This is a genomic window from Salinispora pacifica CNR114 (genome assembly GCF_000514775.1).
Taxonomy (GTDB): Bacteria; Actinomycetota; Actinomycetes; order Mycobacteriales; family Micromonosporaceae; genus Micromonospora; species Micromonospora pacifica.
Map to the genome: position 1 here is coordinate 84,242 of NZ_AZWO01000011.1, position 15,201 is coordinate 99,442.

11 protein-coding genes are annotated in these 15,201 nt (G+C 72.8%); all 11 read right to left on the reverse strand.

Annotation, left to right across the window (positions count from 1 at the left end):
• Positions 1-51 precede the first annotated feature (51 nt).
• The gene (gene alaS, locus B118_RS0108005; protein ID WP_018220195.1) at positions 52-2,730 is read right to left on the reverse strand and encodes an alanine--tRNA ligase; all 2,679 of its coding nucleotides are present in this window, start codon (positions 2,728-2,730) and stop codon (positions 52-54) included.
• Positions 2,727-3,032 carry a hypothetical protein gene (locus B118_RS0108010; protein ID WP_018220196.1) on the reverse strand — a complete coding sequence of 102 codons (306 nt, stop codon included), beginning with the start codon at positions 3,030-3,032 and terminating at the stop codon, positions 2,727-2,729. Before B118_RS0108010 ends, alaS begins: the two co-directional genes overlap by 4 nt.
• A gap of 30 nt (positions 3,033-3,062) precedes the next feature.
• Complete coding sequence (locus B118_RS0108015; protein ID WP_018810393.1) at positions 3,063-3,524, reverse strand: DUF948 domain-containing protein; 462 nt, start codon at positions 3,522-3,524, stop codon at positions 3,063-3,065.
• A gap of 153 nt (positions 3,525-3,677) precedes the next feature.
• Complete coding sequence (locus B118_RS0108020) at positions 3,678-4,487, reverse strand: hypothetical protein (RefSeq protein ID WP_018220198.1); 810 nt, start codon at positions 4,485-4,487, stop codon at positions 3,678-3,680.
• 1,583 nt (positions 4,488-6,070) lie between these two features.
• A complete protein-coding gene (locus B118_RS0108025) occupies positions 6,071-7,579 on the reverse strand; it encodes a replication-associated recombination protein A (protein WP_018220199.1) in 1,509 nt (502 codons plus the stop codon).
• A gap of 120 nt (positions 7,580-7,699) precedes the next feature.
• Positions 7,700-9,079 (reverse strand): MFS transporter, encoded by a 1,380-nt coding sequence (locus B118_RS0108030; RefSeq protein ID WP_018220200.1) that lies wholly within the window; start codon positions 9,077-9,079, stop codon positions 7,700-7,702.
• On the reverse strand, positions 9,079-9,675 hold the full coding sequence (locus B118_RS0108035) for an ArsR/SmtB family transcription factor (protein WP_018220201.1): 597 nt from the start codon (positions 9,673-9,675) through the stop codon (positions 9,079-9,081). Before B118_RS0108035 ends, B118_RS0108030 begins: the two co-directional genes overlap by 1 nt.
• Before the next feature lie 190 nt (positions 9,676-9,865).
• On the reverse strand, positions 9,866-11,689 hold the full coding sequence (gene aspS / locus B118_RS0108040; RefSeq protein ID WP_028192620.1) for an aspartate--tRNA ligase: 1,824 nt from the start codon (positions 11,687-11,689) through the stop codon (positions 9,866-9,868).
• A 227-nt stretch (positions 11,690-11,916) separates the two neighbouring features.
• Positions 11,917-12,852, reverse strand: a complete 936-nt coding sequence (locus B118_RS0108045; RefSeq protein ID WP_018220203.1) for an acyl-ACP desaturase — start codon at positions 12,850-12,852, stop codon at positions 11,917-11,919.
• 148 nt (positions 12,853-13,000) lie between these two features.
• Positions 13,001-14,329 carry a histidine--tRNA ligase gene (gene hisS / locus B118_RS0108050; RefSeq protein ID WP_018220204.1) on the reverse strand — a complete coding sequence of 443 codons (1,329 nt, stop codon included), beginning with the start codon at positions 14,327-14,329 and terminating at the stop codon, positions 13,001-13,003.
• A 55-nt stretch (positions 14,330-14,384) separates the two neighbouring features.
• Positions 14,385-15,101 carry an MBL fold metallo-hydrolase gene (locus tag B118_RS0108055; protein ID WP_018220205.1) on the reverse strand — a complete coding sequence of 239 codons (717 nt, stop codon included), beginning with the start codon at positions 15,099-15,101 and terminating at the stop codon, positions 14,385-14,387.
• Positions 15,102-15,201: the final 100 nt, after the last annotated feature.

Sequence of the window (15,201 nt, forward strand, 5' to 3'; positions counted from 1 at the left end):
CCTGAGAGAACGAGCGGGCTGCGCCTCCGGCACCGGGTGTCCCCCGGCACCTTACGCCCCGGCGATGGCATTCTCGACAGTGCGGAGCAGCCCCGGCGCCTCCGCCGCCGGCAGACCGCCCCCCTGGGCCAACTCGGGGCTGCCCCCACCCCGACCGGCGAAGGCTACCTTGACCAGATCCGCCGCCGACAGCCCCTGGCTGCGGGCAGCGGGGTTGACCGCCACCACCAGTGAAGCCTTGCCGTTCGCCCGGGCCGCCACCGCGACCACCGCCGGACGCGCCGGGTCGATCCGGCCACGGATCTCCTGCGCGAGCGTCCGCACATCATTGCCGGCCGCACCCTCGGGCGCCTCGGTCCCGACGTACGCCACCCCACGCACCTCGGTCGCCTGGGCGGCGAGGGCCGCCGCGCCACCGAGCACCAGCTGCGCGCGCAGCTTCTCCAGCTCCTTCTCGGCGTCACGCAGCTGGGTGACGGTCTGCTCCACCCGCTCCGCGACCTGGTCGGACGGGACCCTGTACAGCTCGGCGAGGCGGGCCACCAGCAGATGCTCGCGGGCAAGGAAGTTGAACGCGTCGATCCCGACCAACGCCTCGACCCGGCGAACCCCGGACCCGATCGACGACTCAGAAAGGATCTTCACCAGGCCGAGCTGGCCGGAGCGGCCCACATGGGTACCGCCGCACAGCTCTCGCGCGTAGTCACCGACCTCGACGACCCGTACCTGCTCGCCGTACTTCTCGCCGAAGAGCGCCATCGCCCCGATCCGCCGGGCCTCGGCCAGCGAGGTGACGAACGCACGCACCTCCAGGTCGGCCAGGAGCGCCTCGTTGACCTGCTGTTCCACATCCCGCAGGACGCTCGGCGCCACCCCGGTCGGGGTGTTGAAGTCAAACCGGAGCCGCCCCGGCGCGTTCAGCGAACCGGCCTGGGTCGCGGACTCACCGAGGAAGTTACGCATGGTCTGGTGCACGAGGTGGGTCGCGGTGTGCGACCGGGAGATCGCCCGACGGCGGTCGGTGTCGATCTCGGCGAAGCCGGTCTCACCCGCCCGCACCTCCCCCCGCAGCACCCGGGCCCGGTGGACGATCAACCCCGGCACCGGCTGCTGCACGTCGAGGACCTCCACCTGGCCCCCGCCGACGGTGATCACGCCAAGATCCGGCTGCTGACCACCGCCCTCGGCGTAGAACGGGGTGGTGTCGAGTACCAGCTCGACCGTCTCGCCCTCCACCGCCGCGGCGTGCGGGCTGGCCGCGCCGAGCACCGCCCGCACCGTCGACTCGCGCGAGACCTCCTGGTAGCCGGTGAAGGTGACCGGGCCGCCCTCGTCCAGCACCGTCCGGTACGCGGAGAGGTCCACGTGCCCCGTCTTACGGGCCTGCGCGTCGGCCTTCGCCCGAGCGCGCTGGTCGGCCATCAACCGGCGGAAGCCCTCGGCGTCGACCTGCAGGCCCTGCTCGCCGGCGATCTCCAGGGTCAGGTCGATCGGAAAGCCGTACGTGTCGTGCAGCTGAAACGCCTTCGCGCCGGAGATCGCCCGCCCGCCCGCGGTGCGGGTCTCGGCGATGGCGGTGTCCAGGATCGTGGTGCCGGCGCGCAGCGTGGACAGGAACGCATCCTCCTCCGCGTACGCGTAGTCGGCGATCCGGCCGAAATCCGTCGCCAGCTCCGGGTACGACGCGGCCATGCAGTCGCGGGCCACCGGCAGCAGCTCGGGCATCGCCCGTTCCTGCCAGCCCAGCAGCCGAATCGAACGGATCGCCCGGCGCACGATGCGGCGCAGCACGTAGCCCCGCCCCTCATTACTCGGGGTTACCCCGTCCCCGATCAGCATCAGTGCGGTGCGGACGTGGTCGGCGACGACCCGCAACCGGACATCGTCCGGGTGCGACTCGCTGGCGACCTGGCTGGAGTGCGCGCCGTACCGCTTGCCGGTCAGCTCGGCGGCCTTGGCCAGGATCGGCCGCACCTCGTCGATCTCGTAGAGGTTGTCCACGCCCTGGAGGATGGACGCCATCCGCTCCAGGCCCATCCCGGTGTCGATGTTCTTCGCCGGCAGGTCACCGAGGATCGGGTAGTCCTCCTTGCCGGTGCCCGGGCCCCGCTCGAACTGCATGAAGACGAGGTTCCAGAACTCCACGTAGCGGTCCTCGTCAACCGCCGGGCCACCCTCCGGGCCATACGCGGGGCCGCGGTCGTAGAACAGCTCGGAGCACGGACCGCACGGGCCGGGGATGCCCATCGACCAGAAGTTGTCGGCCTTGCCGCGACGCACGATCCGGTCCGCCGGCACCCCGATCGACCGCCAGAGCTGGAACGCCTCGTCGTCGTCGTGGTAGACCGTCGGCCAGATCCGCTCCGGGTCGAGTCCGAGCCCCCCGGCGGCAACCGGCTTGGTGGACAGGTCCCAGGCCAGCCGGATCGCCTCGTCCTTGAAGTAGTCCCCGAACGAGAAGTTGCCGTTCATCTGGAAGAACGTGCCGTGCCGGCTCGTCTTGCCCACCTCGTCGATATCCGGCGTACGAAGGCACTTCTGCACACTGACGGCCCGCTTGTAGGGCGCGGTCTGCTGCCCCAGGAAGTAGGGGACGAACTGCATCATGCCGGCGGCGACGAACAGCAGGTTCGGGTCGCTGATGGCGGGCAGCGGAGCGGACGGCACCACGGTGTGACCGTTCGCCTCGAAGTGCGCGAGGTACCGCCGCCTGATCTCCGCCGTCTTCATCGCTGGTGCTCCTCCGGGAAAGTCTCTCGGTCGCCGGTGCGCGGATATTCCCGCAGGTCAGCGACGGTGTCATCGAACGCCTCGCCGCGCGCGAAGGCCTCGTGAATCTCCTGCTCGCGCTCGGCCATTCCGATCCGGACGTCCGACACGAAGCTACGTACCGAATCGGCCAGGCCGCCAGCGGATTCGGACAGCCCGCCGGCGATGCCGGCCGGCGTGTAGGCCTGGGCCGCCTGGGTGGCCTTGCGAACCACCAGCACGCCCACGGCCAGCCCGATGCCCAGCCAGAACAACCGCCTCATGCTCTCCCCCTCCTGCTCCCCCGACGCTGCTCAGCCGCGGCCGCGCCGGCGGCCCCGTTGTTGCTGCCTGATGGTGTCCCGCACCTCACGTTCGGTCTCCGCGTGCCGGCGGGCCGCCGTGGCCCGGCGCACGCCGTAGCCGAAGGCAGCCACCTTGACCAGCGGGCTCGCGGCAGCGGCGGAGATGATCGTGGCGAGATTGGCGACGTTGGCGGTGATGCTCTGCGCGTGGTTGGTCATGGTATCGACCTTGGCGAGCTGGAGGTTCACCCCATCCAACGAGGTCTGCACCTGATCCAGGGCGGTGTTGACGTTCCTCACCGTGATGTCGACCTCGCCGAGCAGTGGCGCGGTACGCTCATTGACGTCGTTGATCATCCGGGTGGCCGCGTCGACCGTGTGCCGCAGCCGCAGGATTGGCAGCACCAGGATCAACACCAGCATCGCGAACGCGATCGCCGCAATCAGCGCCGCGACTTCTCCAAGGTCCACGCCTGTCCTCCTCAAGCCGAATCCGCGGGCACCGGACGTCTCGCAGCAAGCCGCCGTCGTCCCCCACGCCCGTGCCGCGCGCCCCGGCCACTGGTTGACCGGAGGCAGGCGGGCCTGCCAGCCCAGACCCTACCGTCCGTGATGGAGACCGCCTCAGGATGGTGAGGGGGTCAGTTCACCGAGCGGATCCACGGACGAGGTGGGGTAGGGATCCTCACCGGTGAGCGACGGGTCGGTACTCGGCTGCGGTCTCGTCCGGTCGTCGTCGATGGCGTTACGCACCTTCACCGATACCAACGAGCCGGCGCACTCCTCCGCCTGGGTTGACGGATCCGGGGACGGCACGAGCGCCGGCTCGCCGTCGACTGGCGGCGGCACACAGGCTGGCTCGCGCACCCACAGGTCGAGGGTCAGCTCATCCCGCTGCCAGCAGGTGTAACTGCCCTTCGCCGGTTGCTCGGGGCAGCGGTCGACCCGCCACGGCCGCCAGCCCTCCCCGCGCAGCGACGCCTCGTAGACCTGGACCGTCTCCTCCGGAGAACGTTCCGACGCCACGGTGCGCTCGCGCAGTCGACAGTCCAGTAGGCACCAGCGGCTGCCACTGACATCGTCCACCGTCTCGGTCGCTGCCCAACTGGGGACCGCCAACCGGTCGAGGGAGGCAAAGACCGGGTCCCGGCTCAGCGTCTGTAGCCCGAAGACGGCCGGGACAACACCGAGCAGCACGATGCTGGCCAGCGCCAGGGCTCCGGTCCGGAGCCGTTGCTGCGGTTGCCGGCGCAGGTACGAGCGGGGTCCGCCGGGTCCGTCCGGCGTGGTGGTGTCGACCGCGGGGGGTTCTGCGCCGCCGGGCGGTGGCCCGTCCGGCGCTGCCTCGAACGGCGCCGGCGGGCCGCCCTGGGGCGTGGCCCGGGCCGGCTCTCGGGGTGGCGGCAGCGCGCGACCCGACGGTCGCTCGTCCACGCTGGGACGGGGCCCAGCCGGCCGGGCCGTCGCAGCCACGGGCCGCGGACCAGCTGGTGCATCGCCGGGTCGGGCTACGCCGGGTGGGGCCGCCATCCCCGGTCGACCGTCCGGGGCGCCGGGCCGGGCCACGACGGGTGGCGCAGTTCCGCCCGTCGCCGGGGTCGGCGGGCCGGCATGCCGCGGGGCAACCGCGCCCGGGGGCGGCCCAGCGGCGGCCCGTGGTGGTGGCTGGTCCGGACGGACCGGACGGACAACGCCCGGGCCGGACGGGGGTGGCTCCCCGATCGCGCCGCTCGCGGCGGCGGACGGGCGGGGCCGCTCGGCAGCCGGTCCAGCGGGCGGGTGTGGCCGCGCGGGGCCAGCCGCTCCCGGGGGCGGACCAGCGGGGCCGGGTCGCGCTCGGCCGGCGGCGGGAGCGCCCCGGGACGGTTCGGGTCCGGACCGCGGACCGTCAGCGGGTACCCGACCCTCGGCGGGCGGCACGCTTCGCGGGGTTACCGGCGAGCCGGGGGGGACCGCCGGTTGATTCAGGGAACGCAGCGTGGGATCGGTCTGGTGGGGAGTACGGCCGGCCTGCCGTAGCCAGTCGGCGGGCCGCTTCGGTCGAGCGCGCCGCCCCTCGCTGGTGGCCGGGTCAGCGCTGTCGGTGCGCGGGCTCGGGATCTCGGTGTTCACCCCGGGGGTGGCCCGGCCCGGGCCACCCCCGGGGGCGGGCGGGCGGCCCCGAGGTACAACGGTGTCCTCCTCCGACGTCTCCCGTCGGCCATGCCGAGCGACACCACCGGACGGCGGGGCAGCACCGTGGCCGGGTGACCTGCCGCCCTCGGCTGGGGCACGGTGTCCACCCGGGGCGGGAGGAATCCCGCCGGTCGGGTCGTCGCCGGCCCGGCCGGGGACGGCCGGCGGGGTGCCCGGAGCGCCCGTCGGCTCGGCGCCACGTCGTCCACCCCGGCCGGCCGGTGGGGCGAGGCCCGGCTGGGACGCGGCGGCGGCCGGAGGACGGGGCGGCGCTGCCGGGCGGCCACGGCCGACCGGCTCGGCGGCCGGCGGGCCGGGCGGGCCACCACGCCCGTGGGTCTGGGGGGCCGAGGGGCCGGGAGGAGCGGGCGGCCGGGGAGGTGTGGAAGGACCGGGCGGGCCACCACGCCCGTGGGTCCGCGCGGCCGAGGGTCCAGGCGGTGCGGGGGTACCAGGCGATGCGGGAGGCCCAGGCCGTGTGGGAGGCCCAGGCAGTGCGGGAGGCCCAGGCAGTGCGGGAGGCCCAGCCGGAGCGGGGAGCCGGTCAGCGTCGGAACGCGGACGCGGCGCTTCGGGCACGTCTCGACGACCGGGCGGTGCCGCCCCGGTGCCGCTCAGGCCCGGGTCAGCACCGGGCCGCTGCGGCGGCGTGGCCGGGCCGGGCCCGCCCTCCGGACCCAACTCCCCCCGCTGCGCCTTGGCCGTACGCAGGTCGTCAATCCAGCCGAACTCCTCACCGCTGACCGGTTCGTCGGCAGCGGCCTCGGCCTTCCCCCGCCCCCAGCGGCGCCCCCTGCGCCGCTGGTCGGCGCTCTCCTCGGGCTGGTCCGCCCCTCGCGACTTCACTGCTGCCCCTCCTCAGTGGCGTCCGCGCCACCCTCGTACGCCCCGTCGTCACCCGGCCTTTCGAGTTGGCGGCCGTTACCCGCCCCGGCGCCACCGGGCGCCGCCGCCGGCCGGCGGTCAGCCGTCGGCGCCGACCGGCGAATGATCCGGCGCAGCAGCGGCAGCCGATCAGCGACGGCTCGCTCGGCCCCGTGCTGGCTGGGCTGGTAGTAGTCGGTGCCGACGAGGTCGTCGGGCACGTACTGCTGGTTGACCACACCCCGTTGGTCGTCGTGGGGATAGCGGTAGCCGGTGCCGTGGCCGAGCCCCTTGGCGCCGGGGTAGTGCGCGTCCCGTAGCCCGCGCGGCACCGCCCCGCCCCGACCAGCCCGGACATCGGCGAGGGCCGCCCCGATGGCGGTGGTCGCCGAGTTCGACTTCGGGGCCGTGGCCAGGTGGATCACCGCTTGGGCGAGGTTGAGCTGGACCTCCGGCAGGCCGACGTACTCCACCGCGTGGGCGGCGGCGGTGGCCACGCCGAGCGCACCCGGGTCGGCCATGCCGACATCCTCGCTGGCGAAGATGACCATCCGTCGGGCGATGAACCGCGGATCCTCCCCGGCGACCAGCATCCGGGCCAGCCAGTGCAGCGCCGCGTCCACGTCGGAGCCGCGCATGCTCTTGATGAACGCGCTGGTCACGTCGTAGTGGCTGTCGCCGTCGCGGTCGTAGCGGACGGCGGCGCTGTCCACCGCCTGCTCGGCGGTGGACAGGTCGATGTGGTTGGCGCCGACCGCGGTGGCGGAGGCGGCCGCGGCCTCCAGAGCGGTGAGCGCCTTACGGACGTCACCGGCGGCGAGCCGGACCAGATGCTCCTCGGCGTCGGGGGCGAGGGCGGGCGTGCCGCCCAGGCCACGACTATCAGCGACCGCACGGCGGAGCAGGCTGCGCACCGCGTCGTCACCCAACGGCTGCAGGGTGAGCAGGACGCACCGGGACAACAGCGGCGAGATGACGGAGAAGTACGGGTTCTCGGTCGTCGCCGCCAGCAGCGTGACGGTCCGGTCCTCGACCGCGGCGAGGAGCGAATCCTGTTGGGTCTTGCTGAACCGATGCACCTCGTCAATAAAGAGCACGGTCTGCGGGCCACCGGCGCGGCGCTGCCGGCGGGCGACGTCGATGACGGCACGGACGTCCTTCACCCCGGCGTTCAGCGCCGACATCGCCACGAAGCGACGGTCGGTGGCTCCGGCCACGAGGTGCGCGATGGTGGTCTTCCCACTGCCGGGCGGCCCCCAGAGAATCACCGACATCGGCGCGGCCCCGGAGACGAGTTGGTGTAACGGCGCGCCGGGGGCACGCAGGTGGTCCTGGCCGATCAGCTCGTCGAGCCCGGTCGGGCGCATCCGGACGGCCAGCGGCGCATCCTGACCGACCGGCGTGAACCCGGTCATGCCGGCGGTACCCGCGGCCGCGACAGCCGCGGCGGCGGGTTCTCCGAAGGAGAAGAGGACGTCGGGATCCATCACGGGAACAGTACCGGGCCCGGCCGGGGTCAACAGAATCAGCGCCGCCGGGCAACGCTGACCTGCCCCTCCGGTCCGGCCGGTGCCACCGGCAGCGCGACGCGGCCGGTGGCACCGCCCTCACCGCCGAGCCGCGCCCGCGCCGGTGGTCGGGTCCCCAGCGCGGGCCGGGGGCGCGCCGGGCTGCCCGCTGACCGTCGCCGAGCCCTCGGGCTGGGTCACCGGGGGCTCGGGCGAGGCGGCGGCCGTCGGCGTACCGACCGAAGCATCGCGGCTCGCCCGCCAGGCGGGCAGGTACAGCGGCGCGGCGATCGCGAGCACGACCGCGCCGGCCAGCATCGCGACGCTGACCCCGGCCCGGTCGGCGACCAGGCCGAGCACGATCCCCCCGGCGGCACCGGCGGGCATGGCCACCATCGAGTTCAGGGAGACCACACTGGTTCGGTATGGCCCGTCGACCTGCCGGTGCACCAGCCCCATGTGCAACGGGTTCGAGGCGCCGTGCACGACGTAGCACACGACGAAGGCGATCAGCACGCCGACCGGACCGGCGAGCAGCGCCATTCCGACCACGGTGACGCCCTGCGCGATCCGCAGCAGCGCCGCGGCGGGCGCGGCGCCCAGCCGCCGGGTGAGCAGCGGGGTCGCCGCCGCGCCGCCGGCATTCGCGAGCCAGGCCACCATGGTTGCCGGCCCGAGCAGCGCCCCGGCTCGATCGGAGTCGCCGAGCACCTCGGCGAGCCGAACCGGCAGGAGAGCTTCGAAAGTGACCATGCCGAAGCCCCAGAAGAGCTCGACCGCGAGCAGGGCGAGCAGCACCCGGGAGCGGCGCAGCAGCCCCATCGCCTGGCCGATCATCCGGGGGGCCTCCGCGATCGACTCGCGGAGCGCCGACGACCCGGCGGCGGCACGACGCTCGCGCAGCAGGGCGAGCAGGGCTACCAGCCCGACGATCTGCAGCACCACGATGGCCACGATCGGCATGGTCAACGCGCTGAACGGGCCGACCGGTCCGAGCGCGACCAGCCCGCCGCTGAGCAGCGCGCCGGCCGCCATGGCGACGCCGAGCGCCGTCCCGCCCTGGCTCAGCCCGCGCTCATACTCGGCCTCGGGGTCGGCCGCGAGGGTGCTGTCCACGAACCAGGACTCGAGCGGGCCGCTGTCCAGCGCCCGATAGACCCCCTGCAACGCCCACACCGCCACCAGCAGGGCGAACGAGTCAGCCACGACGAAGAGCGCTATGGAGACGAGGTTGACCACCGCGGCGAGCACCAGCACCGGCCGGCGTCCCACGGCGTCGGCGAGCCCGGCGGTCGGCAACTCGAGCACGAGGACGAGGAGACCCTGGGCGGCGAACGCCACGCCGATCTCGGTGAGGGTGAGGCCCCGCTCCTGCATCAGCAGGACGAAGACCGGGACCAGCAGGCCGACCGGCAGCCAGCGCAGGCTGAGCAGGATGAGGTAGCGATGCCGGACCTGATGGACCGAGAGGGTGGCCATCACGCCTCCTTCGGCAGCGGGTAGGCGGCGAGGTAGACCTGGACCTGCTCGGCGCCGGGCTCCGCCGGGTCGGCTGCTTCGCGGTATCGCTCCAGGACCTGCCAGAGTTCGTCGTTGAGCGCCTTCAGCCGGTCTGCCGGGAGGGTCAGGAAGGCGTCGCCCATCCCGAAGGCGTCCCGCCACTCCGACGACCACTCGCTCTGCGCCGCGTGCCACCGCTGCGCCTGCTCGGTCAGCAGGCGCACCTGGTGGCCCTGGATCCACTCCAGGGCGGCACGGGCGTCCGGGTCGTCGTCGAAGTCGGTGGGCTCGAAGTCGCTGATCTCGTGCGCGGCCCGCCACCAGCGCTGCCGGCCGGTGCCCCGGTCGGGATCCTCGGCGACCAGCCCCACATCGGCGAGCTGACGCAGGTGGTAGCTGGTGGCACCGGTGTTGGTGTCGAGCTGTTCGGCCAGCATGGTGGCGGTCGCCGAACCCTGCACCCGCAGCGCCCCGAGGAGCCGGATCCGCAGTGGGTGCGCCAGCACCCGAATCTGCCGGTGGTCGATGTGCACCACGCGCGGGGTCGGCCCGGCCCGTTCCCGATCATCAGTCATGCTTGCACACTATCTCTGCACAACTCTTGTGCACAAGAGTTGTGCAGAAAAGTTGTGCAATGTCTTCGACGTCGACCGCCCCGCACCCAGGCAGACCGGGCGCTGAGCAGCGCCCGTCCCGACCAGACCCCGCACACAACAGTGGCGGCCCGGCAAAGCCGAGCCGCCACTGGAATGACCAACGAGGCGATCAGGTGGGGTCGGCCACCGGAGCAGCCGGGCCGGCGGTGCCGGCCTGCGCCCGCGCCTCGGGCTTGGGCCGGGCATCCACGCCCGCCTCCAGGCGCTGCGCCGCGGTGATCGGAGTCGGCGCGGCGGTCAACGGATCAAACCCGCCGCGGGTCTTCGGGAAGGCAATGACCTCACGGATCGAGTCGGCACCGGCGAGCAGCATGCAGACCCGGTCCCAGCCGAAGGCGATCCCGCCGTGTGGCGGCGCGCCGTACTTGAACGCCTCCAACAGGAAGCCGAACTTGTCCTGCGCCTGCTCGGGGGTGATCCCGAGCAGGTCGAAGACCCGCTGCTGCACGTCGCCGCGGTGGATACGGATCGAGCCGCCGCCGATCTCGTTTCCGTTGCAGACGATGTCGTACGCGTACGCGAGAGCCTGGTCCGGCGCCTCCTCGAAGCGGTCCACCCACTCGGCGTTCGGCGCGGTGAACGGATGATGCACCGCGGTCCAGCCGCTCGCTCCGCCCTCCTCGCCGTCGGTGACCCGCTCGAACATCGGCGCGTCAACCACCCAGCAGAACGCCCAGGCGCTCTCGTCAATCAGCTTCGCCCGGCGGGCGATCTCCACCCGGGCCGCGCCGAGCAGTTCCTGCGCCGCCCGGCTCTCCGCCCCGGCGGCGAAGAAGATCGCGTCGCCGGGCTTCGCGCCGACCGCGTCGGCCAGACCCGCCAGGTGCTCGGTGGAGAGGTTCTTGGCGACCGGGCCCCGCGCCTCGCCCGTCTCGGCGTCGAGCACCACGTACGCCAGGCCCCTCGCACCCCGCGCCTTGGCCCAGTCCTGCCAGCCGTCCAACTCCTTACGGGACTGCGCCGCACCGCCGGGCATCACAACCGCACCGACGTAGCCACCCGCCTCGATCGCGCCGGCGAAGACCCGGAACCGGGTGCCGCGCAGGTAGTCGGTCAGCTCGGTCAACTCCACGCCGTAGCGCAGGTCCGGCTTGTCCGAACCGTACCGGGCCATGGCCTCGTGCCAGGTGATCCGCGGGATCGGCCGAGTGATCTGGTGGCCGGCCAGGTCCCGCCACAGCCGGGACACGATCGCCTCGCCGAGGTCGATCACGTCGTCCTCGGTGACGAAGGACATCTCGATGTCCAGCTGGGTGAACTCCGGCTGCCGGTCGGCGCGGAAGTCCTCGTCCCGGTAGCAGCGGGCGATCTGGTAGTACCGCTCCATCCCGCCCACCATGAGCAGCTGCTTGAACAGCTGCGGCGACTGGGGCAGCGCGTACCAGGTGCCGGGCTGCAGCCGGACCGGCACCAGGAAGTCCCGGGCCCCCTCCGGTGTCGAGCGGGTCAACGTCGGGGTCTCGATCTCCAGGAAGTCCCGCTCGTGCAGCACCGCACGGGCGATCTGGTTCGCCGCGGAACGCAGCCGCAGGGCGTTGGCCGGGCCACTGCGGCGTAGATCCAGATACCGGTAGCGCAGCCGGACGTCGTCACCGGCCTCGACCTGGTCATCCACCGGCAGGGGCAGGGGCGCCGCCTCGGAGAGCACCTCCAGCTCCTCCGCCGTCACCTCGACCTCGCCGGTGGCCAGCTCCGGGTTCTCGTTGCCTTCGGGACGACGGGTCACATCGCCGGTGACCCGGACGCAGTACTCGTTGCGCAGCACGTGGGCGTCCTCCTCGCGGAGGACGACCTGGGCCACCCCGGAGCCGTCCCGCAGGTCGACAAAGATGACACCGCCGTGGTCGCGCCGGCGGGCCACCCAGCCGGCGAGCGTCACCGTGGTGCCGGCGTCCGTCGCGCGCAGGCTTCCGGCGTCATGGGTACGGATCACGGCGTGCGTCTCCCTCATCTGCGGTATGAATCTGCCCGGCATCCTCGCCGGGCCGCCCCGGGGCCGCATCCTCATTTCCAGCCTGTTCCGGGGCAGAATGTCTCTGCCCCGGCATTCTGTCAGGACTACCGCACCGCCGTTTAGCGGGTGCGCGGAAGGAGAGCCGCCGCGCGCCAAACCTGGGTGGGTGCCGTGCGCCGGGACCGGTGGCACCGCGACCTGGGCCGTCAGCTCCGGGCGGCCTGTCGGGCGCGACGGGCGTCGCGCTTCTCCTCGAACCGGGACGCGGCGACCTCCAGGCCGTCGAGGTGGGCCGCGATCTGATCCCGGGCCGCCTCGCCCTCCGCGTCCAGGCCCGACACCTCGAAGATGTCCCACTGTCGCAGCACCGGCAGCACCACCTCGTCCCGGTGCTGGCGCAGGTCGTAGATGCCGGCCAGGGCGATCGCGACAGACTTCCGGGCGAACCCCTCGATGCCGTTGCCCGGCATCTGGAACTCGGCCAGCACGTCGGCCACCGCCCGCATCGTCTGGCTGGGAGCCACCTCGAAGGCGGCGGCGAGCAGGTTTCGGTAGAACAGCATGTGCAGGTTCTCGTCGGTGGCGATTCGCGCCAACAGCGCCTCGCAGTGCGGATCGCCGGTGGCCCGGCCGGTGTTCCGGTGCGAGATCCGGGTGGCCAGCTCCTGGAACGACACGTACGCGAGCGAGTGCAGCATCTCCTCGTCGTGCGCGTTGCGGTAGCCGGCCGACATGTGCGTCATCCGGGCCCGCTCCAGGGCCACCGGGTCGACCGCCCGGGTCACCGTCAGGTAGTCCCGGATCGCGATGCCGTGCCGCGCCTCCTCGGCCGTCCACCGGTGCACCCAGGTCCCCCACGCCCCGTCCCGGCCAAAGAGCGTGGCGATCTGGTGGTGGTACGAGGGCAGGTTGTCCTCGGTGAGCAGGTTGACGATCAACGCGGTACGGGCGACCTCGGGCAGCTGGGAGTCGGCCGGCGCCCACGCCTGCCCCCCGAGCGGACCGTCGAAGGTCCGCCCCTCACTCCAGGGCACGTACTCGTGCGGGAACCACTCCTTCGCGATCGACAGATGCCGGTCGAGGTTCTTCTCCACGACGACTTCCAGCTCGTGCAGGAGGGCGGTCTGGCTGAGGACGGTCATGCGGGTCTCCCTACGGCGGCGTAACTTACGCCACCGTAGGTCCGATCGTCGGTACGCGCCAGTAGCGTCCCACGCGCGCCCTCCGAGCAGCGCCTTCCTGCCGAAACATCCACGCCCCGGCCGAACGAGCGCCGGCGGTCGCGGAGACTCAGCTCACCACCGGCCGCAGGTCCGCCGCGGGCGGCTGCCACACCTCGGCCCGCGCCGACACCTGCGCGCCGGTACGGATGTCCTTGACCTCGTCCGCGCCCTCGTCCGTGCCGGGGAACCACACGTACGGGATGCCTCGCCGTTCGGCGTAGCGAATCTGCTTGCCGAACTTCGCCGCGCTCGGCGCGACCTCGGTGCAGATGCCCCGGGCCCGCAGCGCCTCCGCGACCCGGTTACTCACCGCCCGCTGCGCCTCGCTGGTCACCGCCACCACCACGCAGGTGGGGACCGGGCGGGAAATGCTCAACGCCCCGGCACCGAAGAGCAGGCCGAGCAGGCGGGTCACGCCGATCGAGATGCCCACTCCCGGGAACGCGACGGCACCGGCGCTGGCCAGGTTGTCGTACCGGCCGCCGGAGCAGATCGAGCCGAAGCGCTCGTACCCGATCAGCTGCGTCTCATAGACGGTCCCGGTGTAGTAGTCCAGGCCGCGGGCGATGCGCAGGTCGGCGACGCAGAGGCCGGGCGCGTGCTCGGCGGCGGTCTGCATCACCTGGACCAGCTCCGCGAGGCCCTCGTCGAGCAGCGGGTGACTGACCCCGAGCGCGTTCACCGCGTCGGCGAACGACGCGTCCGGCGCCGAGATCTCCGCCAGCGCCAGCACGGCCTTCGCCTGCGCCTCGGTCGCCCCGGCCGTGGCGGTCAGAAGGTCGGCCACCCGGGCCGGGCCGATCTTGTCCAGCTTGTCGACCGCGCGTAGCGCCGCCTCCGGGTCGGTGATCCCCACCCCCCGGTAGAAGCCCTCGCAGATCTTGCGGTTGTTGACCTGGATCCGCACCGGCGGGATCGGCAGCGACCGCAGCGCGTCCCCGATCACCAGCGGCATCTCGGCCTCGTGGTGCGGTGCCAGCGTGTCCCGGTCGACGATGTCGATGTCCGCCTGCAGGAACTCCCGGTAGCGGCCCTCCTGCGGCCGTTCGCCCCGCCACACCTTCTGGATCTGGTAGCGGCGGAACGGGAACTGGAGCTTGCCGGCGTTCTCCAGCACGTACCGGGCGAACGGCACGGTCAGGTCGAAGTGCAGGCCAAGAGCGTCGTCGCCGGTCGGTCCGTCGGGGTCGGCCTGCAGCCGTCGAAGCAGGTAGACCTCCTTGGAGGTCTCCCCCTTGCGCAACAACTGGTCGAGCGGCTCGACCGCGCGGGTCTCCAGCGGGGCGAACCCGTACCGCTCGAAGGTGTCCCGGATCCGCTCCAGGACGGACTGCTCGATCATCCGCTGGGCGGGCGTCCACTCCGGGAAGCCGGAGATCGGCGTGGGCTTACTCATGGTGCTCCGTTCGCGAACCCCGCGCGGTCCGCGCGAGGGAAAGAGGGTGCGGCGGCTACAGGCCGCGGGCAGGGGCCGCCGGTCGCGCCGGCGCGCCCGCGACCTCAAGCAGGTACGGGTTGGCGGCGCGTTCCCGGCCAATCGTCGTGGTGGGACCGTGGCCGGGCAGCACGACCGTGTCATCCGCCAGCGGGAGGATTTTGCTCCGCAGGCTGGCGAGCATCGTCGGATGGCTGCCACCCGGCAGGTCGGTACGGCCGATCGAGCCGGCGAAGAGCACGTCACCGGAGAGGCAGAGCTCGTCTGCCTCCCAGCGGGAGTCCGCGCCGGGCAACCGGAAGAGCACCGACCCGCCGGTATGGCCCGGCGCGTGGTCGACGGTGATCTCCAGCCCGGCGAGGTCGAGGGTGGCGCCGTCGGTCAGTTCGGCGACGTCCTCCGGCTCGGTGTACGGCAGCCGGCCGCCGAAGAGCCCGGCCAGGTCAGCCGAGAGCCCCTTCGCCGGGTCGGCGAGGAGTTCCCGGTCGGCCGGGTGGACGTACGCGGTGACCCCACGGGCGCCACAGACCGGCGCGACGGAGAAGGTGTGGTCGAGGTGGCCGTGGGTCAACAGGACGGCGGCCGGATGCAGCCGGTGCTCGGCCAGCAGGGCGTCGAGTCGGTCGAGTACCCCGATGCCGGGATCGACCACCACACACTGCTCCCCCGGCGCCGTCGCGACCACATAGCAGTTGGTGCCGAAGGCGTCCGCGGGAAAACCGGCCACGAGCACGACAGCTCCCCTTCCCTCGAAGTGTCAGGTCGTCTGCTGAGCCTAGTCGCCGAGGCAACCATGCTCGCGCGGCGCGGCCCGGGTGGTGGGTGCGGCGAGG